A 23,611-nucleotide genomic window follows, 5' to 3' on the forward strand; every position below is an offset into this window, starting at 1 on the left:
ACCCCTCACGCAATCGGTCATGTCACCGATCCCCGTACGCGACAGGGACATGAACACCATCATTCGTGACCCCTCACGCAATCGGTCATGTCACCGATCCCCGTAAGCGACAGGGACATGAACACCATCATTCGTGACCCCTCACGCAATCGGTCATGTCACCGATCCCCGTAAGCGACAGGGACATGAACACCATCATTCGTGACTCCTCATCCAGTCGATCACGCTGTCGGCAAGTTCGTCCGGGCTGCTGCTGGCGGTGTCGAGACGCAGGTCCGGCGACCACGGATGGTATTCGCGATCCTGGACCGCCTCCCACGTCGGCACCGTCAACCCGGGTATGTCGGACTCCCGGGCCTCCACTCGCTCCCGATGCTCGCCGTGGTCGGAACAGGAGAGTTCGACCTCGACCACGCGTGCGCCGTGCCGCCGAGCGACCTCCCGCCACCAGTCACGCGTCTCCGGCATCGGGTTGACCGTGTCGGCGACGACGGACAGACCGACGGCGAGTTGGTCGCCCGCGACCCGGAACGCCACGGCATACCCCTCCGGCCCGGTGATCCGATCGGCCATCCCAATGTCCACCATCGTCGCCTCGATCGTGTCAACCCGTAGGTGCGCCAACGGGATTCGGCGGGCCAGCGCGCGTGCCAGCGTCGTCTTGCCGACACCCGGCAGACCGCCGAGGATGATCAGGACGGGGTTCGCTGGTTTCGATACGCGGTCGGGAGCCGGCTCGTTCCTCGCTGTCTCCGGCCCGCTACTCAACCCGCTTTTCGCGAGCAGACGTTCGGCGGCCTCGATGTCCGGCGGCAGAGTGATCTTCATCGCGAGCGGGTCACCCTCGATCACCTGCACGGTGCCGCCTGCCTGTTCGATGAGCATGGCGTCGTCGGTCGCGGCGCCGCCGCGCGCATGGGCGGCTTCGAGCGCCGACCGGCGGAATCCCTGTGGTGTCTGCACGGCTCGCAGCGTCGAACGATCGGGGGTGTGCACGACCGCACCCGACTCGGCGACCTGCTTGATCGTGTCGGTGACCGGAAGACCCGGCACCACGGCGTCGGCACCGTCAGCGACGGCTTGCGCGACGGCCGCGAAGAGCGACGGCGGCGCCAGCGCACGCGCCGCGTCGTGGACCAGCACGACGTCGACCTCCGCCGGTAGGGCTGCGAGACCGGCCGCGACGGAGTCGGTGCGCTCCGCGCCACCGGGTATGACGCGTGCCTCCGGCACGAGGGCCTCGAATTGCTCCAGGTGAGTCTCGGGGACAACAACGACGATCGGGCACGAGGTCTCGATACGGGCTCGCCTAGCGGCTCGCCCTACTCGACCAGCTTGGATGACTCGACCAGCTCGTGAGGCCCGCTGCACGGCGTGCTCGACGAGCGTCCGACCGCCGACGCTGACCAGCGCCTTCGGCATACCGGCGCCCAGCCGCACGCCCATGCCGGCGGCAACGACGACAACGCCCACGACGAGATCGTCGTGGGCGTTGTCGGTGGTTGTCGGGCTCAGGAGGCGAGCACCTCGTCGAGGGTGGCCTCGGCCTTGTCCTCGTTGGTGTGCTCGGCGAGCGCCAGCTCGGACACCAGGATCTGGCGGGCCTTGGCCAGCATGCGCTTCTCGCCGGCGGACAGGCCGCGGTCCTGATCGCGGCGCCACAGGTCGCGGACGACCTCGGCCACCTTGATCACGTCACCGGAGGCCAGCTTCTCGAGGTTCGCCTTGTAACGACGCGACCAGTTGGTCGGCTCCTCGGTGTGCTCCGCACGCAGCACCTCGAACACGCGGTCGAGGCCTTCCTTGCTGACGACGTCGCGGACACCCACCAAGTCACAGTTTTCGGCGGGGACTTCGATCTTCAGGTCACCCTGGGCGACCTTGAGGACGAGGTACTGCTTGTCCTCTCCCTTGATCTTGCGGACATTGATCTCTTCGATGAGAGCCGCTCCGTGATGCGGGTAAACGACCGTCTCGCCGACCTTGAAAACCATGTGTTGTTTTCCCCTTTCGCGACTCCCAGAATATCACGAGTTGCGCGCGTCACATAAACGTTTCCGCAGGTCAGCGGCCCTCCACCGGCCATCCACGACACCTTGACAAGCCGCAGCGGGCATGCTCCGCGCGCGCGTCATATAGTCGTATGGCGCCCGCCGCCGCGTGCCCGGTCGAAACCGCCGATGCGGGACCGCTAGGCTTCCGCGTGTGACGCGACGACTGCCTTCCCCCTTGAACTCGGTGTCTCGGCCGGCCCTCGGTGCAGTGACCCTTGCGGCGGCTGCAACGACGCTGAGCGGGTGCATGTACCTCTCGCCCGCGCAGACGACCAAGAGCTACGAGGCGTCCGACGGGACCAACACGACGATGGGCTCCCTGGAGCTGCAGAACGTCCTGATCGTGGCCGGCGCCAAGGGCGACACCGGTTCGATGCACGGCGTCGCCGTCAACAACGGCCAGTCGGCCATCAAGCTCACCGTCACGGCCGGCAAGCAGGCGACCACGATCACCGTGCCCGCCGAGACCGCGGTCCGACTCGACGGCCAGCAGACGCCCGACTCCAAGTCGACCGTCTCGCCGGTCTCGGTGCCCTCTGTCGCCGCCGCTCCCGGCAACTCGCAGAAGGTCACCTTCACCACGTCGCAGACCGGCGCCACCGACGTCCAGGTGCCGATCCTGCTCGACCAGTACCCCTACGGCTCGGCCTCGCCCGACCACCCGACCTTCACGCCGCCCCCGAACACCGAGACGGAGGAGCCGCCGGCCTGATCCGGCGCGCTCTCACCCGCGAGGGGTAGACGTGCAGCACACGAAAGGCCGCTGACGGCATACCGTCAGCGGCCTTCGCGTATCCCGCCCGGGTCAGGCGGTGTCGAACTTGTAGCCCAGCCCGCGCACGGTCTGGATGTGCTGCGGATTGCCGGGATCGGTCTCGATCTTGGCTCGCAGTCGCTTGATGTGCACGTCCAGCGTCTTGGTGTCGCCGACGTAGTCGCTGCCCCAGATCCGGTCGATCAACTGCGACCGGGTGAGCACCCGGCCAGTGTTGCGCAGCAGCAGCTCCAGCAGCTCGAACTCCTTCAGTGGCAACGAGATCGACTCGCCCGCGACGACGACCGTGTGCCGCTCGACATCCATCCGTACCGGTCCGCCCTCCAGGGTCGCCGGCAGCAGTTCGTCGCCGGCGTCCTGGCCGCGACGGAGCACGGCCTTGAGCCGGGCGAGCAGTTCACGGGACGAGTACGGCTTGGTGATGTAGTCGTCCGCACCCAGCTCGAGGCCGACGACCTTGTCCACTTCGTCGTCCTTGGCCGTGAGCATGATGATCGGCACGTTCGACTTCTGCCGCAGCACGCGGCACACGTCGACGCCGGACATGCCCGGGAGCATGAGGTCCAACAGCACCAGGTCGGCGCCGCTGCGGTCGAATTCCAGGAGAGCGTCCGGACCGGTCTCGGCCAGCGCGACTTCGTAACCCTCCTTCCCGAGCAGGTAGGTGAGCGGGTCGGAGATGGAAACTTCGTCCTCGACCACGAGGATGCGCGTCATGTGCTGACCTTCCGTGTAGTTCCAGGTATGACGGTGTTGTCCGATGACTCAGGACGAGCCGCCGGGAGTCGGACGGTGAAGGTCGAGCCCTGGCCGGGTTCGGACCAGACGGTGACCTCCCCGCCGTGGTTCGAGGTCACGTGCTTGACGATGGCCAGGCCGAGCCCGGTGCCACCGGTGCGCCGCGAACGCGCGGCATCGACGCGGTAGAACCGCTCGAAGATGCGATCGATCTCACCGGGCGGTATGCCGGTCCCCTGGTCCTTGACCACCACCGACACGAAGTCGCTGGCCGGCTGGACCGTCACGCTGACCCGGGTGTCCTCACCGGAGTAGTTGACGGCGTTCTCCACCAGGTTGCGCAACGCCGTCGTGATCAGGTTGGCGTCGCCATACACCTCGGCAGGGACCGCCGGGTCGCCCATCGCGGTCGAGATGGTGATCCGTTTGTCGGCGGCCAGCAACTGCAGGTGCCCGACCGCCTCGCGCGCACAGGAGCGAACGTCGACCAGCACCGGCTCGTCGAGTGCGTCGGCGACCTGGAGTCGGGAGAGGTCCACGATCTCCTGCACCAATCGGGCCAGCCGGGTCGTCTCGATGCGCATCCGCGCGGCGAACCGGTGCACCGCCTCGCCGTCGTCCCGAGCCTCGTCCATCGCCTCGGCCAGCAGGGTCAGACCACTCACCGGCGTCTTCAGCTCGTGCGAGACATTGACGACGAAGTCGCGCCGGATCTCCTCGACCCGTCGCGCGTGGGTGCGGTCCTCGATGAGCAGCAACACATGCTGCGCGCGCAGGCGGGCGACCCGGACGTCCAGTGTCAGCACCGCACGTCCGAGCGGCCCTCGGGCCACTTCGAGCTCGACTTCCCGGACGCCGCCGTCGCGGCGTACCTCGCGCACCAGGTCGAGCAGCCGAGTGTGCGACAGCTCGGTGTGCCGCACCAGCCCGAGCGCACCGGCGCTCGGACTCGACCGCACCACCTTGTCGGAGGGGTCCACGACGATGATCACCGAACTCAACGCGTCGAGGACATCACTCGCCGCGGGAGCCAACGGCGAGGCCGGTGGGTCCGCAGCGGTCCCGGAGTCGGCTCCGCGGCTGCGCAGCAGCCAACCGACGGCGACGCCGGCGATCAACGCCACCACGGCGGCGACAATTGCGACCATCAAGGAACTTTCTTCTGACCAGGCACAGGGAGCTCGAGCTGCAATGCCATGGCGGCAGCTTGCTGACGCTCTCGCCGGCACAGAACACGTCTCACGGCGACCAATGTACGCACCCGCGACACCACGTTTTCACCTGAGAGGCGCCGTATACCGGGTGTGTACCGATCGTTCATCCGTGGGTCCCGCCGTGTTCACCGGTCCCTGCGAAGGTCCACCATGGACGGACCTACCGCAGGCGAGGCGCGCCCGTATGACGCCCTGCGCGCCGGTGCGCTCGTCTGGTTCACTAGCTGTGCAGCGCCGACCGGTGCCCACCCGACGCCACCATCCGACGCCCCACCCACGAAGGATCGAAGTTCAGATGCGCGACGCTTTCCACGACGACCTCGACAAGGTCTCCGACGACCTCGTCGAGATGACCAACATGGTCGGTGCCGCGATGCGGCGAGCCACCACGGCTCTGCTGGAGACCGACCTGACCACCGCCGAGAGCGTGATCGCCGCCGACGACGACATCGACTCGCTGCGGCGGGAAGTGGACGACCGAGCGGTCGACCTGCTGGCCCGTCAGCAGCCGGTCGCCACCGACCTGCGGATGGTCGTCACCGCCATGCACATGTCCAGCGACATCGAGCGGATGGGTGACCTGGCACGGCACATCGCCAAGGCAGCACGCCGTCGCTACCCCGACTGCGCCGTGCCCGACCAGTTGCACGACACGATCCGGCAGATGGCCGAGACCGCGGATCAGCTCGTCACCGCGACCGGAAACGCCATCGCGGACAAGGACATTCACGGTGCGATCGAGATCCAGTCGATCGACGACCGCATGGACGAGCTGCACCGGAAGATCTTCGGCGAGCTGCTCGACCAGAGCTGGGCGCACGGCACCGAGGCCGCCGTCGACACGACGCTGATCAGCCGCTACTACGAGCGGTTCGGCGACCACGCGGTCGCCGTCGCGAACCGCATCGTCTACCTGGTCACCGGCCGTTACGGCACCGAGGACGAGGGCCTGCAGTAGCTTCTTGCTCTACTCCTCGCATAACTGAGAGAGGCTGTCCGCGAGCGAGCTCGCGGACAGCCTCTCTCAGTTATGGTCGTCGTTTCGCAGGTGTCCGCTTGTCGTGCGGTCGCCCGATCTTGCCTGTCGCCGCGGACTCCCCGTCCCGCGAGTAACTGACGACTGTCGCCACTGTGTCGCCCGAAACCGCCGTTCCGGGCGAGTAACCGACGACAGTAGCGATTACGTCGCCGGGAGGTCAGCGGCCCTGATTCGCCACCGCTTCGGCGGCTGCCTTGGCAGCCACCGGGTCGAGGTATTCGCCACCCGCCACGGTGGGCTTGAGGTTCTCGTCCAGCCGGTAGACCAGCGGCTGGCCGGTCGGGATGTTCAGGCCGACGATGTCGTCGTCACTGATGCCGTCCAGGTGCTTCACCAGGGCGCGCAGCGAGTTGCCGTGGGCGGCGACGAGCACCGTCCTGCCGTCCTGCAGGTCCGGGACGATCGACTGCTCCCAGTAGGGCACGAAGCGTGCGATGACGTCCTTGAGGCACTCGGTCGCCGGCAGTTCGTCGCCCAGGTCGGCATACCGCGGGTCGGCATCCTGACTGAACTCGCTGCCCGCCTCGATCGGCGGCGGTGGCACGTCGAAGGACCGACGCCAGGTCATGAACTGCTCCTCGCCGAACTCCGCCAGCGTGGCCTTCTTGTCCTTGCCCTGCAGCGCGCCGTAGTGGCGCTCGTTCAGCCGCCAGCTGCGACGCACCGGGATCCAGTGCCGATCGGCGGTGTCCAGCGCGAGCGCGGCGGTCGAGATCGCGCGCCGCAGCAGCGAGGTGTGCACCACGTCGGGGAGCAGCCCGGAGGACGCCAGCAACTCACCACCGTGCACGGCCTCCTGGCATCCCTTGTCGCTCAGCGGGACATCGACCCAGCCGGTGAAGAGGTTCTTGGCGTTCCACTCGGACTCGCCATGACGAAGCAGCACAAGGGTGTAGGTCATGCGCTCATCCTAGGAGGCCGAGTCCTCGGACTTGTCGTCGTCCAGCAGGTGGCGGAACGCCTCGAGGTTGCGGGTCGACTCGCCGCGACTCACTCGCCAGTCCCATTCCTTCTGCATCGAGGTGCGGAAACCGATCACCAGCAACTCGTTGAAGATCTCGTCGGCCGCCTCGAGCACGATGCCGAAGAGTGTGTCGAGGTATGCCGCGTCCACCGCGGCCAGCGGGGTGCGCGACACCACGAAGACGTCACCGTGCTGGTCGGTCGCGTAGGCGATGCCGGGGCGGCGCAGGTTGCGCCGCAGCAGGTACTGATAGAACTGCGCGTGATTCTCGTCCGGATGCCGTATGACGAAAGCCGTTGCGGTCAGGGCACTTTCACCAGTGAGCAGGGAAACGACCGTCTTCAGCTTGCGCTCGCCCGGCAGGGTGACGACGAACTCGCCCTCCCGCGCTCCGAGCTCCCAGTCGATCTCGGCGTCGGTCAGATACTGCTCGACGGTCTGCTGGATGTCGGTCATCTACCGGCCTCTCCTCGGATGGTGGTCTCCATACGCGCATTCCTCTGCTTCGCTCCCCCATACGCCACTCGACCGGCGTGGTGGGGTCACGGGATCGGTGCGGTCGGGACGCCGGCGAAGTCGAGCCTGGACAGGTCCGGGGTCTCCTCGACCGCCGACCGACAGGCCCGCCGGTAGACCTGCAACAACCGATCGCTGGTGGCGTCCCAGCTGAAGTGAGCGGCGTGGTCGATCGCTCTGCGGGAGAGTTCTTCCCGGGTCGCGTCGTCGTCCAACAGGTCGCCCAGCGCGGTCGCCCAGGCGTCAGGGTCATGACCGCTCACCAGCCGTCCGGCATCGCCGATGGCATCCGGCAGCCCGCCGACGTCGGCCGCGACGACCGGGGTCCCGCAGGCCTCGGCCTCCAGCGCGACGAGGCCGAAGGACTCCGAATACGAAGGAACCGCAAGCACATCCGCCGCGCGATACCACTGCGCGAGACCGGCCCGGCTGACCGGCGGGACGAACTGCACGACGTCGGCGATGCCGAGATCGCGCGCCAGTTGCTGCAGGCCGCGAGGCTTGTCCAGGCCGGTGCCGCTCGGTCCGCCCAGCACCGCCACGACCAGCTTCTCCCGTCGCGTCGGATCGCGCTCGAGCAGTTTCGCGATCGCACGCAACAGGACGTCGGGCGCCTTCAACGGCTGGATCCGGCCGACGAACAGCACGACCTGTGCATCGTCCGGCAGACAGACCGCGGCGCGGGCCTCGGCCGCGTCGGCAGGCGTGAATGTCTCGAGATCGACTCCGGGAGAGACGATCTCGACCAGGTCGGGGTCGGCGTCATACAGCTCGACGAGCTCGTGCGCCTCACGGGGAGTGTTCGCCACGAGCAGGCTCGCCGCCCGCACGACCTGCTCCTCACCGATCTCGCGACCACTCGGTTCCGGTCGGTCGTCCTGCGCGAGCGAGGCGTTCTTGACACGCGCCATCGTGTGCATCGTGTGCACCAGCGGGACGTCCCACCGGTCGGCAGCGAGCCAGCCGACCTGGCCGCTGAGCCAGTAGTGGGAGTGCACCAGGTCGTAGTGGCCCTCCGGGCTGCGTGCGACGTGGCGCATCACCCCTGCGGCGAAGGCGCAGAGCTGTCCGGGCAGGTCGTCCTTGGCCAGACCCTCGTAGGGGCCCGCGTCGATGTGCCGCACCAGCACGCCGGGTGCCAATTGGACCGTCTCGGCGAGCGCCGCAGATGTCCGTCGCGTGAATATCTCCACCGCGATCCCTTGCCGCCCCAGTCGCTTCGCGGTCTCCACGACGTAGACGTTCAGACCGCCCGCATCGCCGGTCCCAGGCTGGTCCAGCGGTGAGGTGTGCACGCTGATCATCGCGACCCGGCGCACCGGACACGGCTGCTGGGAAGGTGTCGTCACCGCTCCAGTGTCCCACCGGGCAAATCCGCCGGTAACGGAACCTCCGTCGGTTCATTTCGTCGCATTACCGTGAGAAGCATGCGTACTCCAGGGGACTGCGCCCGTCTTCGGGCCCTGGGTCATGTGGAGCTGCTTTGCGACTCCACACCGTTGCCGTTGAGCCAGCTGGAACGATCCCTGCTCGCCCGGGTGGCCATGTGCCCGGACGGCGGATCCGTTTCGGCGGAGTCTCTCGTGCCCTGGATCTGGGGCGACGACCCACCCTCCTCGGCCCGAAACCGGGTGCAGGCGCTGGTGTCCGGGCTGCGCCGCAAGGGCCGGGAGCGTTCACTCATCGAGACGACGAAAACCGGCTACCGGCTCGCCGACGGCGTCCGCTCCGACTGCGACGAGTGGCGCGAGCTGATCGCCGACGGTGGCGACTCCGCCGAACGATGGGGGCGGCTGAGCTCGGCGATCGAGTTGTTCAGTGGGCCGCCCTTGCAGAACATCCCCCTGACCGACGAGGTGCACCTCGCGCAGGAGACCTTGAACGGCGAACGCCTCACGGTGATCGAGGAGTGCAACGAACTCGCACTGGAACTCGGCGAATTACGAGGCCTGACAACGCGATTGACCGCACTGGTCCAGGAACAGCCGTTCCATGAGGCGTTCGCCGCACAGCTGATGCGGGTGCTCGCCCGCGCGGGCCGCCAGGAGGAGGCCCTGCGCGTCTACCGGGACATCTATCGCCGGTTGGACCAGGAGCTGGGCGTTGCACCCTCGGAGGTGCTGCGGGCAGCCCACCAGGACGTGCTCACGGGCACCGGAGCGCCGGAGGACTCCGCCGACACAGCGACCGTCGACGCCGAGCCGCACGAAGCGCTCCCGGAGGCGCCGCCGACCGCGCCACCCACACCCGCGCCGGTCCCGGCGCCGATGTCACTCAGCGCCGGCATCTCGCAACTCCCCGTGCCACGGACCCTCCCCCGCGACCCGTCGCACTTCGTCGGCCGCGAGGACGAGACCGACCACATCCGACAGGCCGCCGCTCGAGCAGCCACCGAGGCCGTCGTGGTCACCGTCACCGGACTGACCGGTGTCGGCAAGAGCGCACTGATCATTCGTGCCGCACGTGAGGTGCAGGACGACTTCCCCGACGGCACCCTGTATGCCGATCTCGGCAACACCGAAGGGCTGGACGTCACGGGCATCCTCGGCTCGTTCCTTCGCCTGCTCGGCGTCCGCACTCGCGCCATACCCGAGGATGCCGCCGCGCGCACCGGGCTGTTCCGGTCGATCCTCGAGGAGCGCCGGGTACTGATCGTGGTCGACAACCTGCCGGAGATCACACCCTCGGTCGCCGAAGCGCTCGAGCAGCTGCTGCCGGTGTCGGCCGGTTCGCTGGCGATCGTGACCTCGCGGGGGATCGACACCCATGTCGAGGACTGGTCGTCAATCCGCCTGCGGTCATTGCAGATCGACGATGCTCGGGAGCTGCTGTGCGCGTTGATCGGCAACGAACGAGTCACTGCGGACAGCGACGGCGCAACTGCCCTGCTGACCGCCACCGGGCGTCTGCCGCTCGCCATCCGACTCGTCGCCGGACGACTTGCGCATCGACCCGACCGGCAGTTCGGTCCGATGGCGCAGCGGCTGCTCTCCTCGTCCGCCGGCGGCCGTGACGCCCTGGACGGCCTGCGCAAGAGCGTGCAATTGGTCTGGGAACGCCGCACCGAGGACGAGCAGCGCGCGATCGCGCTCATCGCGCACCTGCCGCTGAGCGGCATCAGCGGGTGGATGCCCGGGACGATGCTGCACGACGAGGACGACGGTGACGACCTGGTCGAGATGCTGTTGGCCACCAACCTGATCGAACCGGTCGAACGCGACAACGAGAGCACGATCTACCGGTTGCACAGCCTGGTCGCGCAGTTCGCGCGGGCGCAGCACCCGATCGACGACGACGCCCTGCAGACCGCGATCACCGACCTCGGGCGTGAACTGCTGCGCAGGGCCAGCAGCTTCCACGGTTCGTTCCACCGCAGATTCGTACCCGCTGCCCCACCCATGCCCGACGACGAATCGCCGATCCCGCACTGCGCGGACGTCGCCGTCGCCCGGGCCTTCTTCCGGGCGGACGGCCGGGCGATGCTGACCATCGCCGAGATCGTGGTGGATTCGGCGCCGGAGCTGTCCTGGCGACTGCTGGTCGCGTCGGCCAATGCGCAGCACACCTTCGCCGGGCACGGCAGTTGGCTCGGCGTCGCCTCCACCATTCGCCGGCGACTGGACTCCGCATCGTCGGACCAGCAACTCGGTCGTGCCATGCTGCAGCTTGCCGAGGCCTGGCACCGGCAGGACCTGCGGTCGGAGTCCCGTGAGGCACTGACCGCAGCCAGCGGTGCCCGCAAGGCCTTGACGCTGCTGGGTGCGAATCGCGCCGCCGCAGCAGCCGACATCGTGACGGCGCAGGCGGCGCTCTCGCTCGGTCGGCGTCAGGCGGTCGAGGCGGCCCTGGCGCGCGCCGAGGGACTGCTCTCCGGTGCCAGCGACCCGACATACGCCGGATGGGCGAGCACGGTGCGCGGGGTGCTGCACAACGACTACGACGAACTCGAGGCGGCCGACCACGAGTTGATGCGCGCCCGCGAGCTGCTCGCCACCGACGGCGACCGGATCGCGTACGCCGCGGCGACGATCGAGCTCGCGCGGGTCACGTGGCGACAGCATCACCTCGGCTCCGTCAACGTGCTGCTCAGCGAAGTGACCACGCTGCTGCAGGATCTCGGCGAGCAGCACCTGCTGTCGTACGCCCTGGACGCCCGCTCCGAGATGAGTTATCAGCTCGGCCGGGACGAGGACGCGCTGCGCGAGTCGGAGATCGTATGGCGCCGGGCGGTCGACTCGAAGGACCTGTTCCTGGCCGCGCGAGCCCGACGCACCAAGGCCCGAGCACTCGCCGCGCTCGGCCGGCTCGACGAGGCGGAGGACGAGTTGCGGGAGAGCATCGAGGAGTGCACCGCTCTCGATCGGCCGCTCAGCGTCGCGGCCGCGATGCACGATCTGTCGGTGGTGCTGGCCAAACAGGGCCAGCACGCCGCTGCCGGCGAACTCCGCCGCCAGGAACGTGCTGCTCGGGCGTCGGCCGATCTCGCGGCTCGCGAGGAGTTCGACAAGGCGTTCGGTCGGGAGGTCGCGGACGTCGCCGACCCGGCGACGCTCTGATCGGACCAGTGGTCGCACTCGCGAATCATCTTCAACCCCAACGAATTACCTGAGGGCGCCGGCGGTCGACTGCGACGACCGCCGGCGCCTTACCGGACCGAATGCACGCGATCACTGCGAGATCGCGCCATCCGGGCTTGCACCCGACGGATGTGTCGGGTTGTCCTGCGTTACGACGCCAGCTTGCTGTAGTGGAACGGCTTGAACGTCCCGTAGCCGGAGTAGTAGGGATACGGGTTCACCCGGTGCACGGCGCCGTGGCTGCCGCTCTCCTCGTAAGCCCAGTAGGACGTGTGCGCCGAGTTGGCCCACTTCTCGAAGATGACCACGTGGCCCTGGCTGCCGGCGTTGGAGTTCAGCAGCACGTCACCGGTCTTGAGCGCCGACTTGCTGATGTAACTGCCGTACTTCGGCATCACGTTCGTCGTCGTACCCGGCTTCGCCAGGCCCCACGCCATCGACACGTAGCCGGAGCAGTCCTCGCGGTAGCCCTGATAGGTGTGCGTCTGGCTGTAGGGAACGCCGGCCGCCACCCAGACCTTGGCCCGGGAGATCACCGTCGCGCCGGTGACCCCGCCGGAGGAGGAGGTTGCGCCGATGTGGTGACCCGCGTTGTTGTTCTTCAACGCGGAGTTCAGATTCGCCTTCGCACCAGCAGCAATCGCCTGCTTCGTCCCGGCATACCCACTGTTGTAATAGACGTACACCGTCTTCGACGTACGGTTCCACACCGACGCAGCCTGATTCTTCACACACAGGCCCTTACCGGCACCCGCACCCTTGAAGTCATAACAACTCGGCTGCGACGCACCGTAATCCGACACCGACGCACTGAAGTCCGACACCGAACCAGCCTCACCGGAGTTGTAATACAGGCAGAACTCACCCGACTCACACACCCCGTTACGCGCCGTCGCCGCATGCGCCGGTGCCGCGAACAGCGCGCCGGAGCCCGCTGCGACGACTGCACCCGCGAGCGCCACGGTGGCCGCCCTGCGTCGAGTGCTCCGAAAACCCTTGATTTCCATGACGTTTCGCCCCTGTCAATCCGTGTCGGCTCAGAAGTGGATCGCGTACTGGAAGCCGCCGTCAGCGCTGTTCAGCGCCGTGATGTGGCGAGTGGTGTAGCCGTGGACGATGCCCCAGTTGTATTCCTCGACGTCGAACGAGCCGTTCGAGTAGACCTTGTTGATGTAGGCGACGTGCCCGACCTTGTGGACCGTGTTGACCGCGATCGCACCCACCTGAGGGGTCCGGTTCACCGAGAGACCGGCGGCCTTCGCCGCGGTGTACCAGTGCCCGGCATTGCCCCAGTGCTGGCCCTTGTAGGAGTTGCTGAACTTCACGTGATCGCGGCTGTTGACGCGGTACGCCGCGAAGGAGGTGCACTCCCGGTAGTAGAAGTTCCACGGGTCGACACCGCTGGGCGACTTCGTCTTGTAGGGGTAGTCGTTGACCGGGGTCTGCGCAGTGCCGCCGGAGATCGCGCCGATGTGGTGACCCGCGTTGTTGTTCTTCAACGCGGAGTTCAGATTCGCCTTCGCACCAGCAGCAATCGCCTGCTTCGTCCCGGCATACCCACTGTTGTAATAGACGTACACCGTCTTCGACGTACGGTTCCACACCGACGCAGCCTGATTCTTCACACACAGGCCCTTACCGGCACCCGCACCCTTGAAGTCATAACAACTCGGCTGCGACGCACCGTAATCCGACACCGACGCACTGAAGTCCGACACCGAACCAGCCTCACCGGAGTTGTAATACAGGCAGAACTCACCCGACTCACACACCCCGTTACGCGCCGTCGCCGCATGCGCGGCAGGCATCGCCATCGTGAAGGCCGCACCCGCGACCATTGCTGACACACCGACCAGAGCTGCGGTGCGGTTCATCCGAGAACCCGTGCTGACCATCGTGACCATCTCCCTGACTTCGCTGGACGAGCGGAACAGGGATCACTGTGCTCAGGGGCGCTGCGAAACCGCTGCGGCCGGTTCGCAGCGAGCGCAGCGTGGTCAGTTCGCCATACCCGATGTCGCGAGGTAGACGGTGCCGGATCCGGACACGGTCGCGGCGCACTGGTGCGCGCCGAGGAAGCAGGACTCCCCCGGCGCGAGCTCGAAATCGCTGTCCCCACAACGGATCACGACCGATCCGTGCAGTGCCAACGCGATCCGGGGACGGGCTTCGCCCGGCAGTTGTATGGCGCCCTCACCGGGCTCGACGACGTGCAGTTGGAAATGCGGGACCTCGACCGGGAAGGAGTGCACCCGCCCCGGGGTGGGGTGTTCCGGGATCATCTCGCGGTCGGTGTCCACGATGCGCAGCAGCTCGTCAATGTTGAGCGGCTTCGAGGTGAGGCCGGCGCGCACGATGTTGTCGGAGTTGGCCAGCAGCTCCACACAGGTGCCACGGACATAGGCGTGCAGGACCCCGGCCGGCACGAAGATGTAGTCGCCCGGCTCGAGAATGCGGTGCACCATCAGCAACAGCACGACGGCCCCGATGTCGCCGGGGAACTGGTCGGCCGCGCGCAGCACCGCCTCGAACGCCGCCGTGTCCGAACCGGTGAGATTCCGCCCGCAGGCCGCGACCACCGCCCGCACCAGGACGTCCTGCTCGTCGGCCGGCGCGCGGAGCAGATTGATCAGCAGGTTCGTGACCGGCTCCGACAGGTGGGCGACCTCGGCGACCTTCGCCGACAACTCCGGCACGCCCAACGAGGTGGTGACCCGGCGGATGTCGTCATACGAACGCAGGCCGGCGAAGATCTCGAACTCGGTGACGGCCACCAGGGATTCCGGCTTGGGCCACCGGTCGATGTAGGTCCCCGGTGCGGCGGCCAGGGCCTGCTCGGCGTTGGGATGCACCTGGATCGACAGCACGCTCTGTGGGGCGAGGATCTTGAGCAGGAACGGGAACCGGCCACCGAAGTGCTCGGCCACCCGATGCCCGAGTGCGGCCACCGGGTCCCGCGCGACGAGTTCGTCGAGGGTGGTGTCGCCGATCCCGGACGGAGCAGCCTCGTGGGCGCCCATCCAGAGCTCCGCCTCGGGCTGCTCGGCCGGTGAGGGTCGCCCGGTCAGCTCGGCGAGCACGGTGCGTGACCCCCATGCGTAGGCCTTGATCTGCGGCCGCAGCTTGCCGCTCACCCGCTGCGACGTCACGCTCGTCTCCTCGAGCATCGTCGGGGGCCTTTCACCAAGGGCCGTAGGGGCCGTCGTTGTTGCGGCGGGCATTGCGGCCGGCATTGCCGACGACGTGCTGCAGTGCGGGGCGCACGTCGGCGAGGTAGACCCCGGCCGCCACGACGGCAGCGATCCCGATGATGTTGACCGGCGACTGGATGGTCAGGAAGCCCAACAAGCAGGCGCCACCGGTGATGGCCAGCCAGGCCGGTTTGCTCAGCTTCCCGGCGGCGGTGAACGCGTCGGACCGATGCCGGAGGCAGTCGATGAACGCGAACAACTGCATCGCGAAGAGCACGACGCCGAGCACCAGACCGACTGTCTGCTGCAGGTGGATCAGACTTCCCATGTCGCCAGCCTAACCCGGCGATCGTGTGTGTTCCGTGTGGTCAGAGACCTACGGCGGTGATTGCACCCACGGGTTCGCCGTGCCCGAGGACGTCGGCGCGACCCAGCTCGTCGACCGCGGGACCGTCGACTCCGGCGCGCCGCAGCAGTGCCGCCATCACCACCGGCCGGGCACGCTGGCCGCCGTCGGCGATCTTCACCGCCAGCCCGCGGCCATCAGGCAGTCCCACGGCATACACCGCCTCGGCACCGTCCTTGGCGATCAGGCCGTCGACGCCCCGGATCAGCGCGGTCACGTCGCGACGGGTGCCGCCGAGGTACTCGGGGTGTGAACGGATGCCGTCCCGCACCGTCGCCTCGTGGCTGCCCGCTTCGGCGGCGGCGAGCGCGCCGAACGCCCGCGCGAGTCCGGCCGGCGAGATCGCCATCACCGGCGCGCCGCAGCCGTCGGTGGCGACCGCGGAGATCTGCTCGTGCGCGAGGTCGCCGATGGTCTCCACCATCGCCTGCTGCAGCGGGTGCTGCGGGTCGCGGTAGGTGCTCGTGTCCCAGTCGTTGGCCACACAGGTGGCCAGCATCCCGGCGTGCTTGCCCGAGCAGTTCTGGGTGATCGAGGTGGGACCGTTACCGGCACGCAGCCAGTCGTTGCGGGTCTGCTCGTCGTACGGCAGGTCGGGCGTGTTCTGCAGGTCGGCCTCGCTCAGGCCGGCGGCGTCGAGGATCTGGCGCACGCCCGCGAGGTGGAAGTCCTCACCGGAGTGACTGGCGCTGGCGAGCGCGACGAGCCTGGGATCCGCGAGCTGCAGACCGCTGCGCAGCATGGCCAGCGTCTGCATCGGCTTGTTGGACGACCGCGGGAAACACGGTGCGGTCGCGTCGCCGACGGCGAACTCGATCGCACCGTCCGGTGTCGTGATCACGGCGATGCCGCGGTGGACGGACTCGATGAAACCACCGCGCTCGACGTGGGCCAGAACGGGTGCGTCGGACAGTGCGCTGAGAGAGGAAGCCACGACGCCGACGATAGAGGCGTATGGCGGCGCAGTGTCCGCAGGGTCGGCGAACGGGACGAGCCCCGCGCACCGGATGGCGTGCGGGGCTCGTCGTGGTCAGTGCCAGATCAGTGGCAGTTGACCCTCTCAGGCGTTGTCAGCGGCCTCGACCTTGGCGTCGACCGGGAGGGTCGGAACGGCGGCGGTGGTCTTCGCCGGCGCGGTCTTCTTCGCGGTGGTGGCCTTCTTGGCCGGCGCCTTCTTGGCGGCGGTCTTCTTGGCCGGGGCCTTCTTCGCAACCGGCTTCTTCGCGGTCGTCTTCGTGGCGGTGGCCTTCTTGGCGACCGAGCTGCGGCTCGGACGCTTCGCGGCACCCTGCTTGGCGGCGTTGCTGCGCACGACGGTCTCGGCCTCGGCCTCGACAGCGGTGGCGTTTCGGCCCACCAGGCCGGCCAGACGCTCGACGCCCTTGGCGGCTTCCTTGCGGACACCGAAGACGGCGGCCAGCGTGCTGTCACCGGTCTCGGAGGCGTTCGCACGAGCGGCGGTCACGACGGCGCGGCCCTGCTCGGTGGCCTCGCGGGTGACCTCGGCGCCGCGCTGGGCGAAGTCGAGGTAGCTCTTGGCGAAGTCGTCGTAGGCGCGCTCGACGTTGCCGGCGACGAGCTCGTAGCGCTCGGTGGCCAGCGACGGGAGGGCGAAGATCTGGTCGCGAACGTCGTTGACGGTGTTCAGGATTCGCTCCTGGACGTTCTCCGGGGTGAGCTCGTCACGCAGCGACAGGGCGCTCTCGGTGGCGGTGTCGACGGAGTTGCGAACGGTCTCGACGGCGGCGTCGGCCGCGCCGATCAGTGCGTAGAACGGGGACTCGAAGGTGCTCTTGGAGGGCATGATCTGCTCCCTTTCTTTCGGGGTTCGGTGGCACGACGTTCGGAACGCCGCGGGTCTTGGTGGGTTACTTGGTGAGTGATCAGTCGCCGACGTACGAGTCGTAGACGTCGATCAACGCCTTGCGCTGTTTGTCGGTGAGCCGCGGATCGTTCTTGATGACTTGTCGCGTGTCGATCGGGGTCTCACCCTCGGGCACTGCGTCGAGGATGCCCGCGTGGACGTAGATCTGCTCGGCCGAGATGGCCAGGCCCTTGGCGATCGCCTGCAGGATCTCTGCGCTCGGTCGCTTCAGGCCGCGCTCGATCTGCGACAGGTACGGGTTGGAGATCCCGGCGCGGTCGGCGACCTGCCGCAAGGAAAGCTGCGCCTGCTGGCGCTGCTCCTTGAGGTAGGTGCCGAGGTCGGTCACCGGGTTCGGGCTCATGTCCCCAGTATGCTAACTACAGTTAGCAAAATGCAAGCCCGGGCAAGCGTGAAGCCCGTCACACGGCGCTACGCGCCGACGATCTCCGTTTGCGCAGCGGCGATCTCCCCGGCATACAGCTGTATGTCGAGAGGGGTGTTCCGCTTCACGACGGCCAACGCGATCGGGCCGTCGTCGGCGTGCCGCGCGACCGTGGTGATGCGGCCGACCGGCCGCTCGCCGGGGACCTTGGCCAACTCGGCACCCTCGTCGGGCAGCACGTGCCCCGAGCCGTCGAGGTGCAGGAAGACCAGCCGACGCGGTGGCTTGCCGAGGTTGTGCACTCGCGCGATCGTCTCCTGTCCGCGGTAGCAGCCCTTGTGCAGATGAACAGCGGTGCGCAGCCAGTCCAGCTCGTGCGGGATCGTGCGGTGGTCGGTCTCCTTGCCGACGCGCGGGCGCCAGGCACTGACCCGCTCGGCCTCGGCGGCCCAGATCCCGGCGAGTTGCCGGTCACCGACCTCCTCGACCAGCCGCTCGCGCGGCACGAGCAGCTCGCGCCATGCCCGGCCGGTCGCCGGGTGCGGCTCGGCCGCGCTGTATGACGCCGTGTCCGCGCCCATCGACGGCCAGCTGTCCCGCCAGGCGATGACGCCACGACTCTCGCGCTCGGCCGGCAGCGACTCGGCATCGATGGTCTCGCCGAGCACGGCATACGCATCGGTGACGTCGGCGACCTCGACACGGAGCATGAAGCGCATGGAGTTCAGCCACTCGACCAGCGCCGGCGCAGTGCCCGGCTCGACAGTGATCCAGGTGGTCTCACCGTCGTCGACGAGGTGCAGGTCGTGCTCGATGTGGCCGTGCGGGCTGAGCACCAGCGACTCCGTCGAGGTGTATGGCGCCAGGCCGGTGAGCGCCTGCGTCGTCATCGAGTGCAACCAGCTGAGCCGGTCCGGGCCGGTCACCGTGACGACACCGCGATGCGACAGGTCGACCACGGCCAGACCCTGCTCGAGCAGCCGTTGCTCGCGCAGCGGATCTCCGTAGTGCGCGGCCACGCCGGCGTCGAGTCCGTCGGCCGGGACCGCACCTGGGTGTGCCAGTAAGGGGCTCTGCACAGCTGCCGTCGTCACGGTTCCAGCGTACGTCGCTCGGAAACGGCGTCGAATCGGCCGGGCCGGACCATAGACTTCCGCCCATGAGTGGGGACGACCGTGACGGCGAGCTGCCCGGCAACGACCACGACGAGCATTCGTCCTTCCAACAGGCGGATTCGTCCTCGGCACGTGCGACGAGTGACACCAGCGTCGCTACGGAGCCGGAAGGGGATGGCGCAGACGACTTCGAGGAGCCTCGCGACGGATACGCCGCAACACCGACCCGCCGTGGCCGTCGCCGCGCCAAGAAGAAGGCCGGCTGGCTGAAGGTCACGCTGTTGACGCTGCTGTCGATGGTCCTGGTCATCGTGCTGGCGTTCGTGGGGTTCGCGCTTTACCTCAACCACGTGCTCAGCTCGAACATCACCCACGGCAAGGCGCTGCCCAGCTCGACGGTGAAACCTGCTGAGGATGCAGGGAATTCGCAGAACATCCTGTTGCTGGGCAGCGACACGCGGTCGGGCACCGTCAAGGACGTCCGGGCCAACGCACGCGCTGACGTCATACAGCTGGTGCACATCAGCGCGGGCCACAAGTCCGTGCAGATCATCCACTTCCCCCGCGATCTCTACGTGTCGATCCCGGGCCACGGCAAGAACAAGATCAACGCCGCTTTCGCGTATGGCGGGCCGGGGCTGCTGGCCCAGACGCTGTCGCAGATGCTCGGCGGCATCGTGATCAACCGCTACGCGATCATCGACTTCAAGGGCTTCGCCGACCTGACCGACGACCTGGGCGGCGTGAACGTCTATGTGGCGCAGGCGTTCGATGAGAAGGGCTACGGCACCTTCCACAAGGGCTACAACACGATGAACGGCGATCAGGCGCTCGGGTTCGTGCGTGAGCGCCACCAACTCGCCGAGGGCGACATCGACCGCGGCCGCAACCAGCAGGCCTGGATCAGCGCCGTCGTGCACAAGACGCTGACCGCGGGCACCCTGCTCAACCCGGTGAAGCTGACCAACACCGTGAAGGACCTGACGAAGTACACCGAGGTCGACGCCGACACGTCCGCCGGCGACATACGCAGCCTCGCGCTGGACATGCGGAACCTGCGCTCCGGCGACATCACCTACTACACCGCGCCGTTCACCGGGTTCGCGAACGATCCGGTCGCCGGGTCGATCGACGTCGTGAACCAGCCGCAGATGAAGAAGCTCGGCCAGGCGCTTTACCACGACAAGATGGCGGACTACTCGTTCGGCAAGAACAGCATCCAGTAGGTCCACCGACATCGTTACGATCGGATCGTGCCCATCGAACTCGACACGTCCATGCATCCCGACCTCGCGCCGCTCGCCTGGCTGCTCGGCCAGTGGGAGGGCACCGGGGTCGCCGGTTACCCGGAGCTGCCCGAGGTGAAGTTCGCGCAGGAGATCAGCTGCACGCACGACGGCCGACCGTTCCTGCGCTGGGAGACCCGCAGCTGGGTGCTCGATGAGGACGGCAGCCGCGGCGAGCCGTTCGAGACCGAGCTCGGCTTCTGGCGCCCGCTGCCCGAGGGCGAGGTCGAGCTGTTGCTGTCACACCCGACCGGTGTGACCGAGCTCTACTACGGCAAGACCGAACCGGCCAAGGCCGAGCTGCGCACCGACGGCGTCCTGCGCAGCCCGGACGCGCGGGAGTACTCCGCGGCGCATCGCCTCTACGGCTACGTGCAGGGCGGGCTGATGTGGGCGATGGACATGGCGGCCCTCGGCCAGCCCCTGCAGTCCTACGCCTCCGCGCAACTGACCCGCGCAGCGCGAACGGGCGACGGCTCAGACCAACAGGTGTGACCGACAAGCGGGCGGCCGCGGAGCCGGAGCCTCAGCGATTGATCAGCCACTGCGCGGCGTAGGCGAGGACGCCGGTGCTGAGCACGGCGGCGATGCCGTAGGTGAGCCGGCCGGCGGGCTCCACGGTGTCGAGCTGTCGCAGCACGCGCCGTAGTGCCGCACCGACGAATCCGGCCAGCAGGCCGGTCAGCAGCAGGAAATTGAGGGCGTTGTCCTCGGTCAACCCGACGATCAGGCCGAGCAGGACACCGATCAGGACACTGGCCGGCAACGACCACTCAGCCGCGTGCCGAGCCGGCACCACCGTGTCGACCAGCAGGCCGAGCGCTGCGGCGCCGACCGCGACCGCCACGGCCGCGTCACCCTGGTCGTACGGCGCAGCTCCCGCGCAGAACATCCCACTCGCCAACACCGCCAGCCCGAGGCAGCAGCTCGCCAACGACACGACCAGCGCCTCGCGGCCGTCCGTGCGGACCAGTTGATGCAGGAACGCCAGGACGAGTCCGACGGCCAGCACGACGCTCAGATCCTGCATTCCGTCGTCAGAGCCGGAGAAGACGACGACTCCCGCCATACCGAGAGCGCCTGCGGCCAGGACGAGGCTGATGCCGGTCGGATGCGGCAACTCGAGCAGCAACGGCCAGCCCCAGGCGAGCGCGAGCCCGGCCGCGAGCACGGCGTATGCCGTGACGTCGTGCCCGGCATACGCACCCAGGATCACGAGGGCGGCCGTCACGACACCACCGATCAGCGCGAGCGGACTCATGGTGATGCGGGATGTGGATGTTTCGGTCAGTCTGGCTCCTGGCACGACCGGCATCCTCCCATCACCCACCGGCGAATGGCGGAAGTACCTCGACAACGGAGTCCGCGGGCAGCGCGGTCGCGCCGTCGATGCGGCGCCCGTCGAGCAGGAATGACGCGACCTCGAGGACCGGCGCGAGGCCGGGGTGAGCCTGCAGCGCCACGTCAAGCAACTGGCCGAGATCGGCCGCCGCCAGTCGCTCCTCGTGGGTGCCTGCGGCGGCCTGCGCGCCCGCCCAGTAGCGGACCGTCACCTCGTGCATTCGTTCCTCCGGACCACGACTGCCGTCGTGACATTGTTGGTGCGGACACCCGACGCAGGACGAGCCTCAGCCGTGTGTCGCTGGTCACCGCGGCGCCGTTCGAGCGGGTTCGCGGCCTGTTGCCCAGTATTCTTGCAAGGTATGGCCCGCCTGTTGCTCCTGACCGACGCGCCCGGCGCGAGCGTCGAGGTGCTGCCGGCGCTGGGGTTGTTGAGCCACCGTGTGCGCATTCTGTCGCCTCAGCCGCAGGCACTGGTGGAGCCGCCCGAGTGCGATCTCGTGCTGCTCGATGCGCGTCGTGACCTGGCCGGCGCGCGCGGCCTGAGCCGCGTGCTGCGCACAAGCGGGCTGTCCGCTCCCCTACTGGCGATCTTCACCGAGGGCGGTATGGCGGCACTCACCGGCGAGTGGCAGATCGATGACGTGATCCTGGACAGCGCCGGGCCGGCCGAGGTCGAGGCGCGGTTGCGCTTCGCGATCAGCAAGGTGACCGAGGAACAGGACGAGGTGCCGGCCCGCATCACCGCCGGCGGACTGGTCGTCGACGAGGAGTCGTATGCCGCCAAGATCCACGGCCAACCGCTCGACCTGACCTACAAGGAATTCGAGCTGCTGAAGCACTTGGCCGCCCATCAGGGTCGTGTGTTCACCCGGGCGCAACTGCTCCAAGAGGTCTGGGGTTACGACTATTTCGGCGGTACGCGCACCGTCGACGTGCACATCCGGCGGCTGCGCGCGAAGCTCGGCCCGGAGCACGAGTCACTCATCGGGACCATCCGGAACGTCGGCTACCGCTTCGTCGGTGCCGCCGGCTCGCTGCAGCCGGAGTCCGATCCGACACTCGTGGACTAGATCTGCCCGAGCCATCGATCGGCCTGCACGTGCGGCACGATGGTCGGGTGACTGCCGCAGCGGAACTTCTGGCCATCGCGGATCGCGCCGCGTCATACGACGAGGTCGATCCCTTCTCGGAACAGACGCGACTGGCGTTGCGGCATACCGAACCGCAGCACGTCATTTCCTCCGACGAGGTGGTGAAAGCAGGGGCGTATGTCGCCGACGACGGCGCCGTCGAACTCGTCGTCGACCCGGACAGTCGCCGGCACGGTTTCGGCTCGAAGATCGTGCAGGAGGTCCTGGCCCAACGGCCCGGCGCGCGGTTCTGGGCGCACGGCGACCTGCCCGGTGCGCAGGCGGTGGCAGCTGCTGCGGAGCTGACCGTGGTGCGCAACCTGTGGCAGATGGGAAGGTTCGTCGATGCGTCGCCGGCGATTGAAATCCCCGTTGTGCCAGCAGGATTCAGCGTTCGCTCGTTCCAGGAGGGCGACGAGGAAGCGTGGCTGAATCTGAACCGGCGCGCCTTCGACTACCACCCCGAACAGGGCAAGATGACCCGGCAGGATCTCGACGAGCGGATGGCCGAACCGTGGTGGGACCCGGCGGGGCTGATCCTCGTATTCGATGACGCCAGTGGGGAACTCGCGGCCTCGCACTGGACCAAGGTCGAGCCGACCGAGCCGGACTCCGGTGAGGTGTATGTCGTGGCCGTCGACCCCGGCCACCAGGGACACGGGCTCGGCAAACTCATCACCGCGCTCGGGCTGGATCACCTGCGGTCGCGCGGTGTTCGGCACATCGACCTGTATGTCGAGGGCGACAACGACTCGGCTGTGGCGACGTATCGGCGACTGGGGTTCGAGCGCACCGGGGTCGATGTCATGTATGCCGTGGAGGGCTGACTCGCTCAAGGCCGCTTCGACGATCGGGTGAGGTCCAACGGGCGTCGGGTGCGTCGTCGGGCCGGGCCTATGCAGAGAGCGGAGCGCCAGCGGAGCGAACGGAGTGAGACCGGCACGGCGGCGTAGCCGACGCCAACAGGGTGACCACACGGCCTCAGTTGGTGCGGGGTTCGTGCGTATTTGGGA

24 protein-coding genes are annotated in these 23,611 nt (G+C 68.0%); 7 read left to right on the plus strand and 17 right to left on the minus strand.

The features are described from left to right. Positions 1–195: 195 nt before the first annotated feature. Both ispD and ACZ50J_RS18520 read right to left on the minus strand, forming a co-directional pair. A complete protein-coding gene (gene ispD / locus ACZ50J_RS18515; protein ID WP_464298629.1) occupies positions 196–1,473 on the minus strand; it encodes a 2-C-methyl-D-erythritol 4-phosphate cytidylyltransferase in 1,278 nt (425 codons plus the stop codon). A 38-nt stretch (positions 1,474–1,511) separates the two neighbouring features. Beyond that, on the minus strand, positions 1,512–1,994 hold the full coding sequence (locus tag ACZ50J_RS18520; RefSeq protein ID WP_325549501.1) for a CarD family transcriptional regulator: 483 nt from the start codon (positions 1,992–1,994) through the stop codon (positions 1,512–1,514). A gap of 211 nt (positions 1,995–2,205) precedes the next feature. On the opposite strand from ACZ50J_RS18520, the gene ACZ50J_RS18525 reads away from it, so the two are divergent. Next, positions 2,206–2,766: a hypothetical protein gene (locus ACZ50J_RS18525; protein ID WP_464298630.1), complete on the plus strand. Its 561-nt coding sequence runs from the start codon at positions 2,206–2,208 to the stop codon at positions 2,764–2,766. 93 nt (positions 2,767–2,859) lie between these two features. Here the strand turns inward: ACZ50J_RS18525 and ACZ50J_RS18530 are convergent, their stop codons facing one another. Continuing rightward, positions 2,860–3,546: a winged helix-turn-helix domain-containing protein gene (locus ACZ50J_RS18530; RefSeq protein ID WP_464298631.1), complete on the minus strand. Its 687-nt coding sequence runs from the start codon at positions 3,544–3,546 to the stop codon at positions 2,860–2,862. Then, on the minus strand, positions 3,543–4,715 hold the full coding sequence (locus ACZ50J_RS18535) for a sensor histidine kinase (protein WP_464298632.1): 1,173 nt from the start codon (positions 4,713–4,715) through the stop codon (positions 3,543–3,545). The genes ACZ50J_RS18530 and ACZ50J_RS18535 overlap by 4 nt, the downstream gene beginning before the upstream one ends. A 361-nt stretch (positions 4,716–5,076) precedes the next feature. Here ACZ50J_RS18535 and phoU point away from each other — a divergent pair, with 361 nt between their 5' ends. Then, positions 5,077–5,739, plus strand: a complete 663-nt coding sequence (phoU, locus tag ACZ50J_RS18540; RefSeq protein WP_464298633.1) for a phosphate signaling complex protein PhoU — start codon at positions 5,077–5,079, stop codon at positions 5,737–5,739. A 238-nt stretch (positions 5,740–5,977) separates the two neighbouring features. Here the strand turns inward: phoU and ACZ50J_RS18545 are convergent, their stop codons facing one another. The 3 genes from ACZ50J_RS18545 to mshA form a co-directional block, all read right to left on the minus strand. Continuing rightward, the gene (locus ACZ50J_RS18545; RefSeq protein WP_464298634.1) at positions 5,978–6,721 is read right to left on the minus strand and encodes a phosphoglyceromutase; all 744 of its coding nucleotides are present in this window, start codon (positions 6,719–6,721) and stop codon (positions 5,978–5,980) included. Positions 6,722–6,730: 9 nt separating this feature from the next. Beyond that, positions 6,731–7,240 (minus strand): type III secretion system chaperone family protein, encoded by a 510-nt coding sequence (locus tag ACZ50J_RS18550; protein ID WP_464298635.1) that lies wholly within the window; start codon positions 7,238–7,240, stop codon positions 6,731–6,733. 86 nt (positions 7,241–7,326) lie between these two features. Continuing rightward, entirely contained in the window at positions 7,327–8,604 is a 1,278-nt protein-coding gene (mshA, locus tag ACZ50J_RS18555; RefSeq protein WP_464301370.1) for a D-inositol-3-phosphate glycosyltransferase, read from the minus strand. Positions 8,605–8,727: 123 nt separating this feature from the next. Here mshA and ACZ50J_RS18560 point away from each other — a divergent pair, with 123 nt between their 5' ends. Beyond that, on the plus strand, positions 8,728–11,856 hold the full coding sequence (locus ACZ50J_RS18560) for an AfsR/SARP family transcriptional regulator (RefSeq protein ID WP_464298636.1): 3,129 nt from the start codon (positions 8,728–8,730) through the stop codon (positions 11,854–11,856). A 170-nt stretch (positions 11,857–12,026) separates the two neighbouring features. On the opposite strand, the gene ACZ50J_RS18565 is transcribed toward ACZ50J_RS18560, so the two are convergent. From ACZ50J_RS18565 to ygfZ, 8 genes are all read right to left on the minus strand, one after another. Further along, on the minus strand, positions 12,027–12,839 hold the full coding sequence (locus ACZ50J_RS18565) for a peptidase inhibitor family I36 protein (protein ID WP_464298637.1): 813 nt from the start codon (positions 12,837–12,839) through the stop codon (positions 12,027–12,029). Between the two features lie 75 nt (positions 12,840–12,914). Then, entirely contained in the window at positions 12,915–13,751 is an 837-nt protein-coding gene (locus ACZ50J_RS18570) for a CHAP domain-containing protein (RefSeq protein WP_464298638.1), read from the minus strand. Between the two features lie 123 nt (positions 13,752–13,874). Beyond that, the gene (gene manA, locus ACZ50J_RS18575; protein WP_464298639.1) at positions 13,875–15,026 is read right to left on the minus strand and encodes a mannose-6-phosphate isomerase, class I; all 1,152 of its coding nucleotides are present in this window, start codon (positions 15,024–15,026) and stop codon (positions 13,875–13,877) included. A gap of 31 nt (positions 15,027–15,057) precedes the next feature. Continuing rightward, a complete protein-coding gene (locus ACZ50J_RS18580) occupies positions 15,058–15,396 on the minus strand; it encodes a DUF2516 family protein (RefSeq protein WP_464298640.1) in 339 nt (112 codons plus the stop codon). Positions 15,397–15,436: 40 nt separating this feature from the next. Further along, complete coding sequence (locus tag ACZ50J_RS18585) at positions 15,437–16,408, minus strand: asparaginase (protein WP_464298641.1); 972 nt, start codon at positions 16,406–16,408, stop codon at positions 15,437–15,439. A gap of 126 nt (positions 16,409–16,534) precedes the next feature. Continuing rightward, a complete protein-coding gene (locus ACZ50J_RS18590; protein ID WP_464298642.1) occupies positions 16,535–17,278 on the minus strand; it encodes a hypothetical protein in 744 nt (247 codons plus the stop codon). Between the two features lie 79 nt (positions 17,279–17,357). After that, the gene (locus tag ACZ50J_RS18595) at positions 17,358–17,702 is read right to left on the minus strand and encodes a helix-turn-helix domain-containing protein (protein ID WP_464298643.1); all 345 of its coding nucleotides are present in this window, start codon (positions 17,700–17,702) and stop codon (positions 17,358–17,360) included. A 68-nt stretch (positions 17,703–17,770) separates the two neighbouring features. Continuing rightward, a complete protein-coding gene (gene ygfZ / locus ACZ50J_RS18600) occupies positions 17,771–18,817 on the minus strand; it encodes a CAF17-like 4Fe-4S cluster assembly/insertion protein YgfZ (RefSeq protein ID WP_464298644.1) in 1,047 nt (348 codons plus the stop codon). A gap of 65 nt (positions 18,818–18,882) precedes the next feature. Between ygfZ and ACZ50J_RS18605 the strand changes: the two genes are divergently transcribed. Both ACZ50J_RS18605 and ACZ50J_RS18610 read left to right on the plus strand, forming a co-directional pair. After that, positions 18,883–20,064 carry an LCP family protein gene (locus ACZ50J_RS18605; RefSeq protein ID WP_464298645.1) on the plus strand — a complete coding sequence of 394 codons (1,182 nt, stop codon included), beginning with the start codon at positions 18,883–18,885 and terminating at the stop codon, positions 20,062–20,064. A gap of 27 nt (positions 20,065–20,091) precedes the next feature. Then, on the plus strand, positions 20,092–20,619 hold the full coding sequence (locus ACZ50J_RS18610; RefSeq protein WP_464298646.1) for a heme-binding beta-barrel domain-containing protein: 528 nt from the start codon (positions 20,092–20,094) through the stop codon (positions 20,617–20,619). 31 nt (positions 20,620–20,650) lie between these two features. Here ACZ50J_RS18610 and ACZ50J_RS18615 read toward each other — a convergent pair whose 3' ends face one another. Both ACZ50J_RS18615 and ACZ50J_RS18620 read right to left on the minus strand, forming a co-directional pair. Further along, positions 20,651–21,430, minus strand: a complete 780-nt coding sequence (locus ACZ50J_RS18615) for a hypothetical protein (protein ID WP_464298647.1) — start codon at positions 21,428–21,430, stop codon at positions 20,651–20,653. Positions 21,431–21,446: 16 nt separating this feature from the next. Next, positions 21,447–21,686: a MoaD/ThiS family protein gene (locus tag ACZ50J_RS18620; protein WP_464298648.1), complete on the minus strand. Its 240-nt coding sequence runs from the start codon at positions 21,684–21,686 to the stop codon at positions 21,447–21,449. Between the two features lie 141 nt (positions 21,687–21,827). On the opposite strand from ACZ50J_RS18620, the gene ACZ50J_RS18625 reads away from it, so the two are divergent. Then, positions 21,828–22,538 carry a response regulator transcription factor gene (locus tag ACZ50J_RS18625; protein WP_464298649.1) on the plus strand — a complete coding sequence of 237 codons (711 nt, stop codon included), beginning with the start codon at positions 21,828–21,830 and terminating at the stop codon, positions 22,536–22,538. 47 nt (positions 22,539–22,585) lie between these two features. Next, positions 22,586–23,425 carry a mycothiol synthase gene (mshD, locus tag ACZ50J_RS18630; RefSeq protein WP_464298650.1) on the plus strand — a complete coding sequence of 280 codons (840 nt, stop codon included), beginning with the start codon at positions 22,586–22,588 and terminating at the stop codon, positions 23,423–23,425. The last annotated feature ends 186 nt before the right edge of the window (positions 23,426–23,611 follow it).

Source organism: Flexivirga sp. G2, from assembly GCF_055397625.1.